The following is a 16,991-nucleotide window of genomic DNA, read 5'->3' on the forward strand; positions in this document are numbered from 1 at the left end:
GTGAGAGCAGGGCTCGGGCGGCGCGAGGACGCGCCGTCCGAGCCCTGACTCACGTACAGATCAGAGCTGTTCGATCACGAGCGCTTACGAGCGATCACGAGCTCTTTCAGGAGTCCCTTCATGCAGACGATCGACGAACTCCTCACCGAAGGGGTCGCGGGCAAGCGGGCCTTCGTCCGCGCCGATCTGAACGTTCCGCTGGACGGCACGCGCATCACCGACGACGGCCGCATCCGCGCCGTGCTGCCCACCGTCAAGGCACTCGCCGACGCGGGCGCCCGGGTGATCGTCGCCTCCCACCTGGGCCGCCCCAAGGGCGCCCCGGACCCGGCCTTCTCCCTCGCCCCGGCCGCCGCACGCCTCGGTGAACTCCTCGGGGCGGACGTGGCCTTCGCGGCCGACACGGTCGGCGAGTCCGCCCGGGCCGTCGTCGCCGGCCTCGCCGACGGTCAGGTCGCCGTCATCGAGAACCTGCGCTTCAACGCCGGCGAGACCAGCAAGGACGACGCCGAGCGCGCCGCCTTCGCCGACCGGCTCGCCGCGCTCGCCGACGTCTACGTCGGCGACGGCTTCGGCGCGGTGCACCGGGGGCATGCCTCGGTCTTCGACCTCCCGGCCCGCCTGCCGCACTACGCCGGCCACCTCATCGCCACCGAGGTCGGCGTCCTGAGGAAGCTCACCGACGACGTCAAGCGGCCCTACGCCGTCGTCCTGGGCGGTGCCAAGGTGTCCGACAAGCTCGCCGTCATCGACCAGCTGCTCGGCAAGGCCGACCGCCTGCTCATCGGCGGCGGCATGGTCTTCACCTTCCTCAAGGCCAAGGGCCACGAGATCGGCACGTCCCTGGTCCAGGAGGACCAGCTCCCGGCCGTCCAGGAGTACATCGCGCGCGCCGAGAAGAACGGTGTCGAGCTGGTTCTGCCCGTGGACGTCGTGGTCGCGCCCGAGTTCCCGGACCTCAAGACCAAGGCTCCGGCCCGGCCCAGCACCGTCGCAGCGGACGCCATGCCGTCCGGCCAGATGGGCCTGGACATCGGTCCCGAGTCCCGCAAGCTGTACACCTCGAAGATCGCCGACGCCGCCACCGTCTTCTGGAACGGCCCCATGGGCGTCTTCGAGCACCCCGATTTCGCCGAGGGCACCAAGGCGGTCGCCCAGGCTCTCCTCGACTCCCAGGCCTTCACGGTGGTCGGCGGTGGCGACTCCGCCGCAGCCGTCCGCATCCTGGGCTTCGACGAGAACGCATTCGGCCACATCTCGACCGGTGGCGGCGCCTCCCTCGAATACCTCGAGGGCAAGACGCTCCCCGGCCTCGCCGCACTGGAGGACTGACCTCAATGAGCACGCGCACGCCGCTGATGGCGGGCAACTGGAAGATGAACCTCAACCACCTCGAGGCCATCGCGCACGTCCAGAAACTCGCCTTCGCCCTGGCCGACAAGGATTACGAGGCCGTCGAGGTCGCCGTCCTGCCGCCCTTCACCGACCTGCGCTCCGTGCAGACCCTGGTCGACGGCGACAAACTCAAGATCAAGTACGGCGCCCAGGACATCTCGGCGCACGACGGCGGTGCCTTCACCGGCGAGATCTCCGGCCCTATGCTGGCCAAGCTCAAGTGCACCTACGTCGCCATCGGCCACAGCGAGCGCCGCCAGTACCACAACGAGACCGACGAGCTGGTGAACGCCAAGGTCAAGGCCGCCTACAAGCACGGCCTGACCCCGATCCTGTGCGTCGGCGAGGAACTGGAGGTCCGCGAGGCGGGCAACCACGTCTCCCACACCCTCGCGCAGGTCGAGGGCGGTCTGAAGGACCTCCCCGCCGAGCAGGCCGAGACCGTCGTGATCGCCTACGAGCCCGTCTGGGCCATCGGCACCGGCAAGGTCTGCGGCGCCGAGGACGCCCAGGAGGTCTGCGCGGCGATCCGCGGCAAGATCGCCGAGCTGTACTCGCAGGAGCTGGCCGACAAGGTCCGCATCCAGTACGGCGGCTCGGTGAAGTCGGGCAACGTCGCCGAGATCATGGCCCAGGCCGACATCGACGGCGCCCTGGTCGGTGGCGCCTCGCTCGACGCCGACGAGTTCGTCAAGATCGTGCGCTTCCGTGACCAGTGAGTAGGCCGTAGCGGCGATCCGTCGTACCCTTGCGGGGTCCAGCGCTGTGCTGGGCCCCGCGTCGTCCATCCGCATCCGAGGAAGTTGGTCCAGCCGTGGTTCTGGGGTTCTCCATCGCCCTGATCGTCTTCAGCCTGCTGCTGATGCTGCTGGTGCTGATGCACAAGGGGAAGGGCGGCGGCCTCTCCGACATGTTCGGTGGCGGCATGCAGTCCTCCGTCGGCGGCTCCTCGGTCGCCGAGCGCAACCTCGACCGGATCACAGTCGTGGTCGGTCTGTTGTGGTTCGCGTGCATTATCGCGCTCGGCATCATGATGAAGGTGAACAACTGACCGAGCCGCAATCCGCACGGACTCGTACGTAAGGCCCCATGTTCGGTACGCGCAGCTGAGCGCGGCCTATCATGGGGCTTGCGTCTAGGTGTGAGGGTTGTAACTCCAATCACTGGACGCGCGTTGGGCCTTACGTAGACTGAGGCGCTCGCAGCGAAGCGGAACGCCGAATCGCTTCGCGGCACCATCACGCAGGGAGTTACGACCGTGGCAAGTGGCAACGCGATCCGGGGAAGCCGGGTCGGGGCGGGGCCGATGGGCGAGGCCGAGCGCGGCGAGTCCGCGCCGCGGCTGCGCATCTCCTTCTGGTGCTCCAACGGACACGAGACCCAGCCGAGCTTCGCCAGCGACGCGCAGGTGCCGGACACCTGGGACTGCCCGCGCTGTGGCTTTCCGGCCGGCCAGGACCGGGACAACCCGCCGGACCCGCCGCGCACCGAGCCCTACAAGACGCACCTGGCGTACGTGCGGGAGCGGCGCAGCGACGCGGACGGCGAGGCGATCCTCGCCGAGGCGCTCGCCAAACTGCGGGGCGAGATCTAGAAGTCGAGACCGGCCGGACACCCACAGGTGCCCGGCCGAGCTGCTTTCCCGGCCCTCGCCGCCGACCGATTGTCAGTGGTGCCCTCTACGGTTTGCGCATCGGACGAACCATGAGGGGGAGCGGTGGCGACGGTCGAGGCGGGGAGCGTGCGCGTGCCCGCGTGGCGCGGGGGTTTCGGGCGGCTGTGGAGTGCCGCGGTGCTGTCCAGCTTCGGTGACGCGCTGCGCACGGCAGCGCTGCCCCTGCTGGCCGTCACGCTGACCGACGAGCCGCTGCTCATCGCCTCCGTCACGGCCTGCGGCTATCTGCCCTGGATCGTCTTCGGCCTGCTCGGCGGGGCCGTCGCCGACCGCGTGGACCAGCGGCGCGCCATGTGGACGGTCGACGCCTTACGGGGGCTGCTGGTCGCCGCCTTCGCGGTCGCCGTCGGGCTCGGACACGCCTCGATCGGCCTGCTCATCGTGCTGGCCGTCGCCCTCACCACCCTCCAGACCCTCTTCGACAACGCCGCCACGGCGCTACTGCCCGCCTTGGTCGAGCGGGACGCGCTCGGCAGCGCCAACGCGCGGCTGATGACCGGCCAGCGCATCGCCGGCGGACTGCTCGGCGGGCCCGTCGTGCCGCTGCTGCTGGCGGCCGGGGCGGCCGTGCCGTTCGCGGCCGACGCCGTGACCTTCCTGGTGGCCGCCGCACTGATCGCCTCGCTGCCGGCCGCCGAGTCCGACCGGAAGCCCAGACCGGCGGGCAGCACCCTGCGCCGCGAGATCGCGGAGGGGCTGCGCACCCTGTGGCGGGACCGCGCGCTGCGCGGCCTGTGCGCCGCCACGGCCCTGTGCAACATCGGCATGGGAACCCAGCTCGCCCTGCTGGTGGTCCTCGTCACCGACTGGCTGGAGGCGGGCCCCGCGGGCTACGCGGCGGCGGGCACCGCCTTCACCCTGGGCAGCCTGGCCGGGGGCGTGGTGAACGGCCGGCTGGTGGCCCGGCTCGGCCGGCTGCCGTCGGTGCTGCTCGCCGGCTCGGTGCAGACCGGGCTCCTCGTCGTCATGGGCACCGTACGCAGCCTGACCGTGCTGGTGGGAGCGCTGGCCGTCTTCGGTCTCATGGGCATGGTGTGGAACGTCAACACGACGACCCTCATGCAGGAGCGCACCCCCGCAGCGCTCCTCGGCCGGGTCAGCTCGGCCTTCCGGACCCTGGCCTTCGCCGGAGTGCCCCTCGGCGCCCTGCTCGGCGGGGCCGTCGCCACCGCCTGGGGGCCGCACACCCCGCCCCTGCTCACGGCCGTCTTCTTCGCCCTCGCCGTCCTCGCACTGATACCCGTGCTCAAGGTGAACGTATCCGTTGCCGAGCCGGAAGAGGGCGCGACGGCAGCCGACGCCACGCACTGATCAACTAGGTTGGGACCGGCAGCGGGGCAAGGTACGCAGGCAGGACAGGAAAGAAGGCTGAAGCCCGAGATGAACGCAGACGGCCGCACCAGGCTCAACCAGACGTCCGAGTGGACGGCACTGGCCAAGCACCGCGACGAGCTGGGCGATGCCCGGCTGCGCGAGCTGTTCGCCGCCGACCCCGGCCGCGGCACCGCGTACACCCTCCGGGTCGGCGACCTGTACGTCGACTACTCCAAGCACCTGATCACCGACGACACCCTGCGGCTGCTGCGCGAACTGGCCGCCGCCACCGACGTCTTCGGACTCCGGGACGCCATGTTCCGCGGCGAGAAGATCAACACCACCGAGAACCGGGCCGTGCTGCACACCGCGCTGCGGGCGGCGCGGGACGCGGTGATCGAGGTCGACGGTGAGAACGTGGTGCCGGACGTGCACGCCGTGCTCGACAAGATGGCGGACTTCGCCGACCGGGTGCGCTCCGGTGAGTGGACCGGCCACACCGGCAAGCGGATCCGCAACGTCGTCAACGTCGGCATCGGGGGCTCCGACCTCGGCCCCGCGATGGCCTACGAGGTGCTGCGCGCCTTCACGGACCGCTCGCTGACGGTGCGTTTCGTGTCGAACGTGGACGGTGCCGACCTGCACGAGGCGGTGCGCGATCTGGACCCGGCTCAGACGCTGTTCGTCATCGCCTCCAAGACCTTCACCACCATCGAGACGGTCACCAACGCCACGTCCGCGCGCTCGTGGCTGCTGGCCGCGCTCGGCGACGAGGCCGCGGTCGCCCAGCACTTCGTGGCCCTGTCGACGAACGCCGAGAAGGTCGCGGAGTTCGGTATCGACACGGCCAACATGTTCGAGTTCTGGGACTGGGTCGGCGGCCGCTACTCGTACGACTCCGCGATCGGCCTGGCCCTGATGATCGCCATCGGCCCGGACAACTTCCGGGAGATGCTCGACGGCTTCCGGATCGTCGACGAGCACTTCCGCACCTCGCCCGCCGAGTCCAACGTGCCGCTCCTGCTGGGCCTGCTGGGCATCTGGTACGGCAACTTCCACGACGCCCAGTCGCACGTGGTGCTGCCCTACAGCCACTACCTGTCGAAGTTCACCGCCTACCTCCAGCAGCTCGACATGGAGTCCAACGGCAAGTGCGTCGGCCGCGACGGGCGTGAGGTGGAGTGGCAGACCGGGCCGGTGGTGTGGGGCACGCCGGGCACCAACGGGCAGCACGCCTACTACCAGCTCATCCACCAGGGCACGAAGCTCATCCCGGCGGACTTCATCGGCTTCGCCCGGCCGGTCGCCGAACTGAGCGACGAACTGAAGGCGCAGCACGACCTGCTGATGGCCAACTTCTTCGCCCAGACGCAGGCGCTCGCCTTCGGCAAGACCCCGGACGAGGTGCGGGCCGAGGGTGTGCCGGAGGAGCTGGTGCCGCACAAGACGTTCAAGGGCGACCACCCGACGACCACCATCCTCGCGCCCGAGCTGACGCCGTCCGTCCTCGGCCAGTTGGTCGCCCTCTACGAGCACAAGGTGTTCGTGCAGGGCGCGGTGTGGAACATCGACTCCTTCGACCAGTGGGGCGTGGAACTGGGCAAGGTGCTCGCCAAGCGCGTCGAGCCCGCGTTGACCGAGGGCGCCGAGGTCGAGGGCCTGGACGCCTCCACGAAGGCGCTGGTCGCCTCGTACCGGGAGCTGCGCGGCCGGCAGTGACGAGCGGCCGGGCGGGTGGCGGACAGGGCGCCGCTGTCCGCCCACCGCCCGGCGGCGCGCCCTCCGCTTCCCGTGGACTCCCGGAGATCATCACGGCGAGTGCTCGGGGGGAGCGCGGAGCGGCCGCACACGCGGAAGCCGGACGGGCGGCACACTGACGGTCCGGTCCGTCCTGAGGCGCGCACCGCTGTCTGCCACCGCTGCTCGCCCTGGTGACCGGCCGGCTGGTGGCCGTCCCGGACCTCGTCACCGGTGATCCGCACGGGCTGAGCCTCACCCCGGATCGGCTCAGGGACGTCAGGCCACCGCGCTCAGCGTGTCCGCCAGCCGCCGCCGCGCCGCCCGGGCCGCGGGTACGGCGGCCAGCGCGGCCGCGCAGAGTACCGCCGCCGTCCCGAGCAGCAGGATGAGCAGGGCGGACGGCCCCTGGGCGATCCCGGCGCCGATGCCGCTCGATCTTCCCTGGGCGTCGATCAGCCAGTGGGCGAGCGGCAGGCCCAAGGCGATGGCGGCGAGTACGGCCGCGAGCGCCGTGAGGCCGGTGGCCGTGACCGTGATCGCCGTGATTTGCCGGGGGGACAGGCCGATGGCCTTCAGGGCCAGCAGGTCCCGTTCGCCCTCGCGGACCGTGCCGCCGATCGCGGTCAGCAGCTCGATGAGCCCGATGAGGGCGAGCACGGCGATCAGCCCGGCGACGACGGCGCGCAGCGGCGAGAGGTCGTCGGCAGGGTTGGTCACGGTGTGCACGTCCAGGTGCCCGCGTCCGGCCGAGGTGAGCCGTCCGGCCACCTCCCGCGGGTCGGCACCGGGGTCGAGGCGCAGCTCGTACAGGGTCGGGCGCAGCCCGGGGTCGTTCGCGCGGAGGGTGTCGAGGGACGTGGAGATGACCCGGCCGGCGTTCTCGGGTTCGATGCTGCGGCCCACGATGTGCAGGATCTGCGGCTGGTCGCCGACGGTCATCCGCACCCAGTCGCCGACGCGCACGTCCAGCAGGTCGAGCAGCCCCTGCCCGGCCACGGCCTCGTCGGCACCCCGGGCGGGGCGGCCCTCGGCGAGGGTGTACGGGTAGGGGGCCCGGTCGGTGCCGAGGCCGCGCAGGGCGATGGTCGCCGTCTGGCCCGGGACCAGGGCGGCAGTCTCGACGCCCGGGTAGGCGGCGGCCACCTCCGGGTCGCGTTCCAGGAGGGTGCGGGTCTGCCGCTCATCCAGGCCGGCGTCGGCGCGGACACTGAGGGTGGTGGGCAGACCGATCTGCTCGGGCTCGCTGTGGAACCGGTCGATGGTGGTCCAGGCGCTCATCGCCACGACGATCAGCAGCAGCGGCAGGGTGAGGCGGGCGACGACGGCCAGGGACCGGCGGCGGCCGGTGAACGCCTTGTGCCAGCCCAGCACCAGAGCGGGCGGGATCCGCGCCCCCAGGGCGCGGCGCGCCAGGTCGGAGAGCTGCCCGGTCCGGGGAGCCGCGGGCCGCAGCCCGAGGACGCGGCGCAGGCCGCCGGCCGGCCGGCCACCGGGCGCAGCCGCCGCGGGCCGCGGTCCGAGGGCCCGGCCCGTCGCCCCGGACAACCGCCCGCCGAGCGCCGCCGCGGGCCTCTGCACCGGCACCGGCGGCACGCGTCCCGCCCGCCATGCGGCCAGCCCGGTGGTCGCGCCGATGAACAGCACCGCGCCCGCCGGCACCACGACCAGCGCCACCGCGTGCCCGGGCAGGCCCTGCCACACCCCGACCGCGTCCCCGAGCCGCCCCGGGATCCGGCTGCCCAGGGCCTCGGCGAGCACGGCGGCGGCCACAGCGCCCAGCAGGGCGTAGGCGAGGTGCTGCAGGAGGAAGACGCGGACCACCTGGCCGGGCGTGAAGCCGATGGCCTTCAGCACGGAGAGGTCCCGCAGGTGGCCCCGGATGCGGGTGCCGATCGCCCCGTGCACCGCGAGCCCGGCGGCGACCAGCGCGCCCAGCCCGAACAGCCCCAGCACCTGACCGAGGAGCCGGTTGTCGCCCTGCGCCTCGGCCCGGGCCTGCTGCCAGGTGGACACCTCGTCGATCGACCCGGCCCCCAGCAGGGTCACGGCACGCTGGACGACGTAGGAGGTGTCGCCCGGGTCGGTCAGCCGCAGTCCGATCGCCTGGCCGCCGGGCTCCGGCACGGCCCGCGGCAGGGCCCACACCAGGCCAGGCTGCTCGCCCGGCCGGTAGCGCGGCTCGGCACTGTCGGCGAGGCCGACGACGGTCAGCTCACGGGCGGTGCCGGGCACGGAGAGGGTGTCGCCGGGCTCGGCCAGCAGCGCGCGGGCGAGGCGGCTCTCCAGCACCACGCCGTTCGGGGTCGCGGGGTCCAGCCAGCGGCCGGAGACGATCGGCGGGCGGCCTACGGCCGGCCGTTCCGGGGTGCCGCGCAGCTCGACGGAGGCGCGGCTGCCGCGCGAGGAGACGGTGGTGGAGGCGGTCGGGTAGGGGCCGGCGACGGAGTCGACGCCGTCGAGCGCGGCCAGCCTGCCGGTGTCGGCGGAGGCGTCGGTGTGCAGCCACACGTGCGCGCCGTGCGACTGCGTGAAGACCCGCTGCCAGGGGTTGGTCGCGTACCCGAACAGGGCCGTGGCCAGCAGCAGGGAGGCGACGATGCCGGCGGTGGCCAGCACCAGGAACAGCGCTTCGCCGCGGTGGGTGCGCAGATCGGAGTGCGCCCAGCGCAGGGTGGCTCGCACGGGCCTCAGCCCCTCGGCCCGGAGAGCGGGCGGTGGTCGTGGGCCCGCATGTCAGTCCCTGAGCTCCAGGACACCGGATATCCCGGCCCGGCGCGGTGGGGCGCCGCCGTCGAGTTCCGCGTCGTCGGCGATCCGGCCGTCGAAGAAGCTGATCACCCGGTCCGCGGCGCTCGCCAGCCGGGCGTCATGGGTGACCAGCAGGATCGTCTGGCCGCGCTGGTGGAAGCGGGACAGCAGCCGCATCACCTCGCGGGTGCCCTTGCTGTCGAGGCTGCCCGCGGGCTCGTCGGCCAGCAGCAGCGGGGGGTGGTTGACCAGCGCCCGGGCCAGGGCGACCCGCTGCTGCTCGCCGCCGGACAGCTCGCCCGGCATGCTGCGCTCCTTGCCCGTCAGGCCCAGCTCGGCCAGCAGCTGCTCCCGCTCGGCCCTGGCCTGCTTCGGCGAGGTCCCCGCGAGCAGGGCGGGCAGCTCCACGTTGTCGGCGACGGACAGGTTGGACACGAGGTTGAAGAACTGGAAGACGATCCCGATCCGCTTCCTGCGCTCCACCGCCCAGCGGGCCTCGCTGTAGGTGTCGGTGGACTCGCCGTCGAGCCAGATGCTCCCGGCGTCCGGCCGCTGGAGGCCGCCGAGCAGATGCAGCAGCGTCGACTTTCCGGCGCCGGACGGGCCGGTGATCGCCACGAACTCGCCGGGCCGGACGCACAGGTCGACCCCGCGCACGGCATGGGCGGGCGCGCCCTCGCCGTGGTGGGTCTTCACCAGCCCCTCGGCGCGCAGCACGGGAGCGGGACGGTCGTCGCTCACTCCAGCTCCTCCAGCTCTTCCTGGCACCGTTCCAGCCAGTCGAGGTCGGCCTGCAGGTGCAGCATCGCGCCCTCGATCAGCAGGTGCGCGATGCGGTTGTCCCGGTCTTCGGCGGCGGCCAGCTTCGACAGCTGCCGCATGGTGTTCAGGTACTGGCGCCGCTGCTGGTTGATCAGGGAGATCTGGTCGGCGAGACCGCTCTGCGGAGCGAGCGCCAGCTTCATGAAGAACTCGTCCCGCACCCGCGGCTCGTCCTCGGGCTCCTCGAACCAGGCGCGCAGCGCCTCCCGCCCGGCGTCGGTGAGGTGGTAGACCTTTTTGTTGGGCCGGCTGGACTGCGCCACGTCCTCGCCCTCGATCAGTCCCGACTTCTCGAGGCGGCCGAGGGTCACATAGATCTGGCCGACGTTCGGCTGAGGGTACGCGGAGCCCAGCAGTTGCTCAAGGTCCTGCTTGAGCTCGTAGCCGTGGGCGGGGCCGCGGGCGAGGAGGGCCAGGAGGGGCAGGCGCACGCGTGCAGTCCTCCTGTCCGGTCCAATGTGCTCCAGGCCCTAGTATCGCCCATACCTAACAGGTATACATGGCCTCTGTTCCGGGCAAAGGTGCCCGTCGCCGGTGTACAGGGAGGAACCTATGCGGTGGATGCATGCCGCGGGTAGGGGCCTTCTCGTTCTCGCCGTGGTCCTGACAGGCTACGTCGCCGCCGGAGCCCAGGCGGGCGAGCCGTCGCAGGACGGTCGCGGACCGCTCACCCTGGCCACCGCCGGGGACCTCACCGGCTATCTCGGGCCCCTGCTGGAGGGGTGGAATCGTACCCATCCCGGTGAGAGGGTCACCCTGGTCGAGCTGCCCGACTCGGCCGACGAGACCCAGGCCCAGATGGTCACCGACCTGCGCGACGGCGACCGCAGCCGGTTCGACGTGCTCAACATCGACGTCAACTGGACCTCGGAGTTCGCCGCGGCGGGCTGGATCCGGCCTCTGCCCCGCGACCGCGTCCCCCTGAAGACCTTCCTCCAGCCGGTCGTGGACACGGCGACCTATGACGGGCAGCTGTACGCCGTCCCGTACGTCACCAACGCCGGTCTGCTCCTCTACCGCAAGGACGTCCTCGCCAAGGAGGGCGTGCAGCCGCCGCGCACCTGGGCGGAGCTGGAACGGTACGCGAAGACCATCGCCCCGAAGTACGGCCTCGACGGTTACGCCGGACAGTTCCTGCCCTACGAGGGCCTCACCGTCAACGTGGCCGAGGCCGTCTACTCGGCGGGCGGTTCGATCCTCGGCGACGAGGGCGAGCGCGTCACCGTCGACTCGGCGGCGGCCCGTGAGGGCATCGGCTTCCTGGCGCGCGGAGTGCGCGAGGGCTGGATCCCGAAGGAGGCGCTGACGTACAAGGAGGAGGAGTCCAAGCAGGCCTTCCAGGACGGCCGGCTGCTCTTCCTGCGGAACTGGCCGTACGCCTACGTCGGTGCCTCCGCCCCGGGCTCCCGGATCTCCGGGGAGGTCGGCGCCGTACCCCTGCCGGGACCGGACGGCCCGGGGACGAGCGTCCTCGGCGGCTCCAACCTGGCCGTCAGCTCACATGCCCGGCACCCCGACTCGGCGGCCCGCCTGATCGCGTACCTCACCAGTGAGCGCGTCCAGCGCCTGGTGCTCACGCGCGGCGCTCTGCCGCCCGTCCGGGCCGATCTCTACGACGACCCCGCGCTCATCCGCAGGTTCCCCTATCTGCCGACCCTGCGCGAGAGCGTGCTCGCGGCCGAGCCGCGTCCCAAGAGCCCGCGGTACGACCAGGTCAGTCTGGTGGTGCAGGCGGTCGTGCACGACGCGCTGGCCGGGCACCAGACGCCCGCGGCGGCGGTGCGCCGGCTGGCGCGGGAGCTCGCCGTCATCTCGCGCCGATAGCGCGGTCGGCGGCTCGCATCCGGCGAGCCTCCTACTTACTCGTTAGGTAACGCGGACGTCTCATCTATCTTAGATATGTCCGATAGGTGCCGAATTCCACCACCACAACCCGTCGGTAGCTTCTGCCATTTCATTGACACCCTCTCGACGCGCCTACTTAACATGCATGCATAACCGCTGCCCTCCTCAGAGACAGGTCGATGGGTTGAACAGGCACCACTGGTGGCGTGACGCAGTGATCTATCAGGTGTACGTCCGCAGCTTCCTCGACAGCACCGGCGACGGCATCGGTGATCTCGCCGGGGTCCGGGCGGGACTGCCCTACCTCAAGAAGCTCGGCGTCGACGGGATCTGGCTGAGCCCCTTCTATCCCTCGCCGCAGCACGACCATGGCTACGACGTGGCCGACTACTGCGACGTCGACCCGCTCTTCGGCGACCTCGACGAGTTCGACCTGCTGGTGGGGGCCGCGCGGCGGCTCGGCGTCAAGGTGCTGCTCGACATCGTCCCGAACCACTGCTCCAGCGAGCACCCCTGGTTCCGTGAAGCGCTCGATGCGCCGCCCGGCAGCCCGGCCCGCGCCCGCTTCCACTTCGCCGACGGCCGCGGCCCGGACGGCACCGAGCCGCCCAACAACTGGCACTCCATGTTCGGCGGCCCCTCCTGGAGCCGGGTGACCGAGCCCGACGGACGGCCCGGCCAGTGGTACCTGCACATGTTCGCGCCCGAGCAGCCCGACTGGAACTGGCGCAACCCCGAGATCACCGCCGAGTTCGACCGGATCCTCCGCTTCTGGCTGGACCGGGGCATCGACGGCTTCCGCATCGACGTCGCCGCCGGCCTCTTCAAGCACCCCGAGCTGCCCGACTCCGACGACCCGGAGGCCGACGCCCGCACCCGCGACTCGGTCAACCCGCTCGCCTGGAACCAGCCCGAGGTGCACGACGTGTGGCGCCGCTGGCGCTCCATATGCGAGGAGTACACCGAACGCGACGGCTGCGAACGCCTCCTCGTCGGCGAGGTCTCCGTCCCGACCGCACGCGAGCACGCCCAGTACGTCCGCCCGGACGAACTGCACCAGGCCTTCTTCTTCGACCTGCTCAGCGCCCCCTGGGACCCGGACGCCTTCCAGAAGGTCATCTCCGAGGCCATGCAGGACATCGCCGGCACCGGCTCGACGGTCACCTGGGTCCTCAACAACCACGACCAGGTCCGCACCGTCACCCGCTACGGCGAGCCAGCCTCCGAGGGCGCCGGTATCGGGGCCGCCCGCGCCCGGGCCGCCGCGCTGCTGATGCTGGCCCTGCCCGGCGCCGCCTACATCTACCAGGGCGAGGAGCTCGGCCTGCCCGAGGTCGTGGACCTGCCCGACGACGTGCTCACCGACCCGATCTTCCGCCGCACCGGCAGCCGTGCCCGCATCCGCGACGGCTGCCGGGTGCCGCTGCCCTGGTCGGGGCAGGCCTCACCGTTCGGCTTCACCTCCGGCGAGGAGAGCGCCAAGCCGTGGCTGCCGCAGCCGGAGTACTTCGCCGAGTACGCCACCGACCGGGCCCTCGCCGACACCCGCTCCTTCTGGCACCTGTACCGCGACGGCCTCCAACTGCGCGCCGCACTGCCGCAGTTGGGTGAAGGAACGCTGCGCTGGCTGGACGCCCCGCCCGGCGTCCTGACCTTCACCCGGGGCGACGACCTCGTGTGCGCCGTCAACTTCGGTACCGCCCCCACACCCGCGCCGGTCTCCGGCGCCCCGCTGCTCACCAGCGGCCCCTGTCCGCCCGGAGTGCTGTCCGGGTCGACGGCCGCCTGGTGGATCCGTTCCTGAACACCCCGCAAGTCAACTCCCCGAAGGGACATCAACGATGATGCGACGACGTACCACCCTGCTCACCGGCTGCACCGCCCTCGTCCTGGCGCTCGGCGCGACCGCCTGCGGCGGCGGCCCCGTCTCGGCCGGCGGCGGCGACAAGGCGCTCGACGGCCAGACCATCACCGTGGCCGGCGTCTGGTCCGGCACCGAGCAGAAGAACTTCCAGAAGGTGCTGGACGCCTTCACCGAGAAGACCGGCGCCAAGACGCGGTTCGTGTCCACCGGCGACAACGTCTCCACCGTCGTCGGCAGCAAGATCGAGGGCGGCAACGCCCCCGACGTCGTGATGGTCCCGCAGGTCGGCGTGCTCAAGCAGTTCGCGCGGCAGGGCTGGCTCAAGCCGCTGTCGAAGAAGACCGAGCAGTCCGTGGACGCGGGCTACGCCCCCGTGTGGAAGGAGTACGGCAGCGTCGACGGCACCCTCTACGGCCTCTACTTCAAGGCCGCCCACAAGTCGACCGTCTGGTACAGCCCCGACGCCCTCGCCCAGGCCGGCGTGAAGCCCCCGAAGACCTACGACGAGATGATCGAGGCCGGGCGGACCGTGTCCGACTCCGGTCTGGCCGCCTTCTCCGTCGCCGGGCAGGACGGCTGGACCCTCACCGACTGGTTCGAGAACGTCTACCTCTCCCAGGCCGGACCCGAGAAGTACGACGCCCTCGCCGCTCACAAGCTGAAGTGGACCGACGCGTCCGTCGTCGACGCGCTCACCACGCTCGGCAAGCTCTTCAAGGACAAGCAGCTCATCGCGGGCGGCCAGAAGGGCGCCCTGAACACCGACTTCCCCGGCTCGGTGGAGCAGGTGTTCGGGCCGGAGCCCGAGGCCGGCATGGTCTACGAGGGCGACTTCGTCGCCGGTGTCGCCAAGGACCAGTTCGGCAGGAAGATCGGCGAGGACGCGAACTTCTTCCCGTTCCCGGCGGTCGGCGGCGGTGAGGCGCCCGTGGTCAGCGGCGGTGACGCGGCCGTCGTCCTGAAGGACGGCAAGAACCAGAAGGCCGCCCAGGCCCTCCTGGAGTTCCTGGCGACTCCCGAGGCCTCCGCGGTGTGGGCCGAGGCGGGCGGCTTCCTCTCCCCGAACAAGAAGCTCGACCTGGCCTCCTACGGTGACGACGTCACCCGCGCCACCGCCAAATCCCTCGTCGAGGCCGGGGACTCGGTCCGCTTCGACATGTCCGACCAGGCCCCGGCGGCCTTCGGCGGCACGAAGGGCACCGGCGAGTGGAAGCTGCTCCAGGACTTCCTGCGCGACCCGTCCGACCCGAAGGGCACCGCGGCGAAGCTGGAGGCCGCGGCGGCCAAGGCGTACCGGGACTGATACGCCATGACCGCGACCCTCGTCAAAGAGACGAACCCCCCACCGCCCGTCACCGTCGCCGACCGCAACCGGCGGCTGCGGCGGCGCGGGAAGATCGTCGCCCTGCTGTTCGTACTGCCCGCGCTGCTGCTGCTCGGCGCGCTCGTCGTCTACCCGGTGCTGTTCAGCGTCGGCCGCAGCTTCTTCGACGCCTCCGGGACGACCTTCGTCGGCGGCGAGAACTACGCCGAGATGTTCCGCGACCCGGCGACCCTCAAGGCCGTCCGCAACACGGCCATCTGGGTCGTCGTGGCCCCGGCCCTGCTCACCGGCCTCGGCCTGATCCTGGCCGTCCTGGTGGAGAAGGTCCGCTGGGCCACTGCCTTCAAGCTGCTCCTCTTCATGCCGATGGCGGTCTCCTTCCTCGCCGCCGGCATCATCTTCCGGCTCGCCTACGACGAGGACCCGGACAAGGGCGTGCTGAACGCCGCGGTCGTCTCGGTCCACGACGCCTTCAAGGGGGAGTCGTCGTACCCGACGGCCCGGGCGCGTGACGGGCAGGGCCTGACGAAGGAGAAGGACGGCTCGTACCGCACGACGGTGAGTGTGTCCCCGGGCGACGCGGTGACGTTGGGCCTGGTCGGAGTGCGGCCCGGCGACCTGCCCGGCGACGCCCGGCCCGCCTCCTCGGCGGCGGGGCAGAAGGCCGCCGCCGACGAACTGCGCGGTGTCGTCTACCTGGACTTCACACCCGGCGGGGGAGGGGAGCAGGGCAAGGTCGACGCGCGGGAGAGCGGACTGCCCCAGATGAAGGTCGAGGCGGTACGCGACGGCAGGACGGCCGCCACGGCGACCACCGCCGCCGACGGCTCCTTCCGCTTCGAGGGCCTCGAACCCGGCTCCTACGAGGTGAGGCTGCCGTCGTCGAACTTCGCCCAGCCCTACGGGGGTGTCTCCTGGCTGGGACCGGCGCTGGTCACCCCGGCGATCATCGGCGCCTACCTGTGGATCTGGACCGGCTTCGCCATGGTGCTGATCGGGGCCGGTCTGTCGACGCTGCCGCGGGACGCGCTGGAGGCGGCGCGGATGGACGGCGCCAACGAGTGGCAGATCTTCCGGCGGATCACCGTGCCGCTGCTGGCCCCGGTCCTGACGGTCGTCTTCGTGACGCTGGTGATCAACGTGATGAAGGTCTTCGACCTCGTCTACATCATCGCGCCCGGGCCGGTGCAGGAGGACGCGACCGTGCTCGCGACGCAGATGTGGCTGGTGTCGTTCGGTGGCGGCAACAACCAGGGGCTCGGCAGCGCGCTCGGGGTGCTGCTCCTGCTGCTGGTCGTCCCGGCCATGGTGTTCAACGTCCGACGTTTCCGAAGGAGTCAGCGGTGAACGCGGTTCGGCGCGGATTGGGCAACGGGGTCGTCCAGGCCTTCCTCGTCATCGTGGGCCTCGTGTGGATGACGCCGCTGGCAGGGCTGTTCCTGTCCTCGCTGCGATCCGCCGAGGACACGGCGAAGGGCGGCTGGTGGACGGTGTTCGCCGCCCCCGGCCAGCTCTCCTTCGACAACTACTCGGCGCTGCTGCAGAACGCGGGCATCACGCAGGCCTTCTGGAACACGGTGCTGATATCGGTGCCCACGACGGTGCTGGTCGTGGTGATCGCGGCGCTCGCCGGGTACGCCTTCGCGTGGCTGGACTTCCCCGGACGGGAGGCGATCTTCCTGCTCGTGGTCGCGCTGCTGGTGGTGCCCGTGCAGATCGGCCTGCTGCCGGTCGCCAAACTCTTCGGGCAGCTGGGGTTGTTCGGCACGATCCCCGGCGTCGTGCTCTTCCACGTGGCCTACGGCCTGCCGTTCGCGGTGTTCCTGCTCCGCAACTACTTCTCCGAGATGCCGAAGGAGATGCTGGAGGCGGCCCGGATGGACGGCGGCAGCGAATGGAGGATCTTCACGCGCCTCGTCCTGCCCGTGGGGCGGCCGGCGATCGCCTCCCTGGCCATCTTCCAGTTCCTGTGGGTGTGGAACGACATGCTGGTGGCGTTGCTGTTCGCGGACAGTTCCTCACAGCCGCTGACGGTACAACTGCAGTCACAGATACGGCAGTTCGGAAGCAACATCGATGTCCTGGCGCCCGGGGCGTTCGTGTCCCTGGTCGTGCCCGTCGTCGTGTTCTTCGCGTTCCAGAAGCACTTTGTGCAGGGCGTGATGGCGGGGTCGGTCAAGTAGCCGCTGCACCAGGGGGCTCCGCCCCTGGACCCCCGCCTGTGCGCCTCCCACCACCCGAAACCGCCCTTGAACGGGCGACGG

The 16,991-nt window shown here is 71.3% G+C and carries 14 protein-coding genes; 11 read left to right on the top strand and 3 right to left on the bottom strand.

What is annotated here, in order from left to right:
* Window positions 1-120: 120 nt before the first annotated feature.
* The 6 genes from ACZ5TL_RS12065 to pgi all read left to right on the top strand — a co-directional run bounded on the left by ACZ5TL_RS12065 (window position 121) and on the right by pgi (window position 6,103).
* Window positions 121-1,332, top strand: coding sequence for a phosphoglycerate kinase (locus ACZ5TL_RS12065; protein WP_468589362.1), 1,212 nt, complete (start codon window positions 121-123; stop codon window positions 1,330-1,332).
* Between the two features lie 5 nt (window positions 1,333-1,337).
* Window positions 1,338-2,114: a triose-phosphate isomerase gene (gene tpiA, locus ACZ5TL_RS12070; protein WP_468589363.1), complete on the top strand. Its 777-nt coding sequence runs from the start codon at window positions 1,338-1,340 to the stop codon at window positions 2,112-2,114.
* Between the two features lie 95 nt (window positions 2,115-2,209).
* Window positions 2,210-2,446, top strand: coding sequence for a preprotein translocase subunit SecG (secG, locus tag ACZ5TL_RS12075; RefSeq protein ID WP_468589364.1), 237 nt, complete (start codon window positions 2,210-2,212; stop codon window positions 2,444-2,446).
* A 207-nt stretch (window positions 2,447-2,653) separates the two neighbouring features.
* Window positions 2,654-2,989: an RNA polymerase-binding protein RbpA gene (locus ACZ5TL_RS12080; protein WP_003957010.1), complete on the top strand. Its 336-nt coding sequence runs from the start codon at window positions 2,654-2,656 to the stop codon at window positions 2,987-2,989.
* Between the two features lie 123 nt (window positions 2,990-3,112).
* On the top strand, window positions 3,113-4,381 hold the full coding sequence (locus ACZ5TL_RS12085; RefSeq protein ID WP_468589365.1) for an MFS transporter: 1,269 nt from the start codon (window positions 3,113-3,115) through the stop codon (window positions 4,379-4,381).
* Window positions 4,382-4,450: 69 nt separating this feature from the next.
* Window positions 4,451-6,103 (top strand): glucose-6-phosphate isomerase, encoded by a 1,653-nt coding sequence (pgi, locus tag ACZ5TL_RS12090; RefSeq protein WP_468589366.1) that lies wholly within the window; start codon window positions 4,451-4,453, stop codon window positions 6,101-6,103.
* Between the two features lie 297 nt (window positions 6,104-6,400).
* Here the strand turns inward: pgi and ACZ5TL_RS12095 are convergent, their stop codons facing one another.
* Genes ACZ5TL_RS12095 through ACZ5TL_RS12105 form a run of 3 tightly spaced genes read right to left on the bottom strand, consistent with a single transcriptional unit; the run spans window position 6,401 to window position 10,125 of the window.
* A complete protein-coding gene (locus tag ACZ5TL_RS12095; RefSeq protein ID WP_468589367.1) occupies window positions 6,401-8,806 on the bottom strand; it encodes an ABC transporter permease in 2,406 nt (801 codons plus the stop codon).
* 51 nt (window positions 8,807-8,857) lie between these two features.
* Window positions 8,858-9,613, bottom strand: a complete 756-nt coding sequence (locus ACZ5TL_RS12100; protein ID WP_468589369.1) for an ABC transporter ATP-binding protein — start codon at window positions 9,611-9,613, stop codon at window positions 8,858-8,860.
* Window positions 9,610-10,125 carry a PadR family transcriptional regulator gene (locus ACZ5TL_RS12105; protein ID WP_086561728.1) on the bottom strand — a complete coding sequence of 172 codons (516 nt, stop codon included), beginning with the start codon at window positions 10,123-10,125 and terminating at the stop codon, window positions 9,610-9,612. The genes ACZ5TL_RS12100 and ACZ5TL_RS12105 overlap by 4 nt, the downstream gene beginning before the upstream one ends.
* A gap of 121 nt (window positions 10,126-10,246) precedes the next feature.
* On the opposite strand from ACZ5TL_RS12105, the gene ACZ5TL_RS12110 reads away from it, so the two are divergent.
* The 5 genes from ACZ5TL_RS12110 (at window position 10,247) to ACZ5TL_RS12130 (ending at window position 16,910) form a co-directional block, all read left to right on the top strand.
* On the top strand, window positions 10,247-11,518 hold the full coding sequence (locus ACZ5TL_RS12110) for an ABC transporter substrate-binding protein (protein ID WP_468589370.1): 1,272 nt from the start codon (window positions 10,247-10,249) through the stop codon (window positions 11,516-11,518).
* A gap of 166 nt (window positions 11,519-11,684) precedes the next feature.
* Window positions 11,685-13,343: a glycoside hydrolase family 13 protein gene (locus tag ACZ5TL_RS12115; protein ID WP_468589371.1), complete on the top strand. Its 1,659-nt coding sequence runs from the start codon at window positions 11,685-11,687 to the stop codon at window positions 13,341-13,343.
* 37 nt (window positions 13,344-13,380) lie between these two features.
* Window positions 13,381-14,706, top strand: coding sequence for an ABC transporter substrate-binding protein (locus ACZ5TL_RS12120; RefSeq protein WP_468589372.1), 1,326 nt, complete (start codon window positions 13,381-13,383; stop codon window positions 14,704-14,706).
* Between the two features lie 6 nt (window positions 14,707-14,712).
* The gene (locus ACZ5TL_RS12125) at window positions 14,713-16,074 is read left to right on the top strand and encodes a carbohydrate ABC transporter permease (RefSeq protein WP_468589373.1); all 1,362 of its coding nucleotides are present in this window, start codon (window positions 14,713-14,715) and stop codon (window positions 16,072-16,074) included.
* The gene (locus ACZ5TL_RS12130) at window positions 16,071-16,910 is read left to right on the top strand and encodes a carbohydrate ABC transporter permease (RefSeq protein WP_468589374.1); all 840 of its coding nucleotides are present in this window, start codon (window positions 16,071-16,073) and stop codon (window positions 16,908-16,910) included. The genes ACZ5TL_RS12125 and ACZ5TL_RS12130 overlap by 4 nt, the downstream gene beginning before the upstream one ends.
* Window positions 16,911-16,991: the final 81 nt, after the last annotated feature.

It is taken from the genome of Streptomyces sp. NPDC033136, from assembly GCF_055578235.1.

What these genes read in the sequence shown, in the direction of transcription:
- ACZ5TL_RS12110 (WP_468589370.1), top strand. Translation starts at nt 10,247, where the DNA reads ATGCGGTGGATGCATGCCGCGGGTAGGGGCCTTCTCGTTCTCGCCGTG.
- ACZ5TL_RS12065 (WP_468589362.1), top strand. Translation starts at nt 121, where the DNA reads ATGCAGACGATCGACGAACTCCTCACCGAAGGGGTCGCGGGCAAGCGG.
- ACZ5TL_RS12120 (WP_468589372.1), top strand. Translation starts at nt 13,381, where the DNA reads ATGATGCGACGACGTACCACCCTGCTCACCGGCTGCACCGCCCTCGTC.
- ACZ5TL_RS12125 (WP_468589373.1), top strand. Translation starts at nt 14,713, where the DNA reads ATGACCGCGACCCTCGTCAAAGAGACGAACCCCCCACCGCCCGTCACC.
- tpiA (WP_468589363.1), top strand. Translation starts at nt 1,338, where the DNA reads ATGAGCACGCGCACGCCGCTGATGGCGGGCAACTGGAAGATGAACCTC.
- pgi (WP_468589366.1), top strand. Translation starts at nt 4,451, where the DNA reads ATGAACGCAGACGGCCGCACCAGGCTCAACCAGACGTCCGAGTGGACG.
- ACZ5TL_RS12115 (WP_468589371.1), top strand. Translation starts at nt 11,685, where the DNA reads ATGCATAACCGCTGCCCTCCTCAGAGACAGGTCGATGGGTTGAACAGG.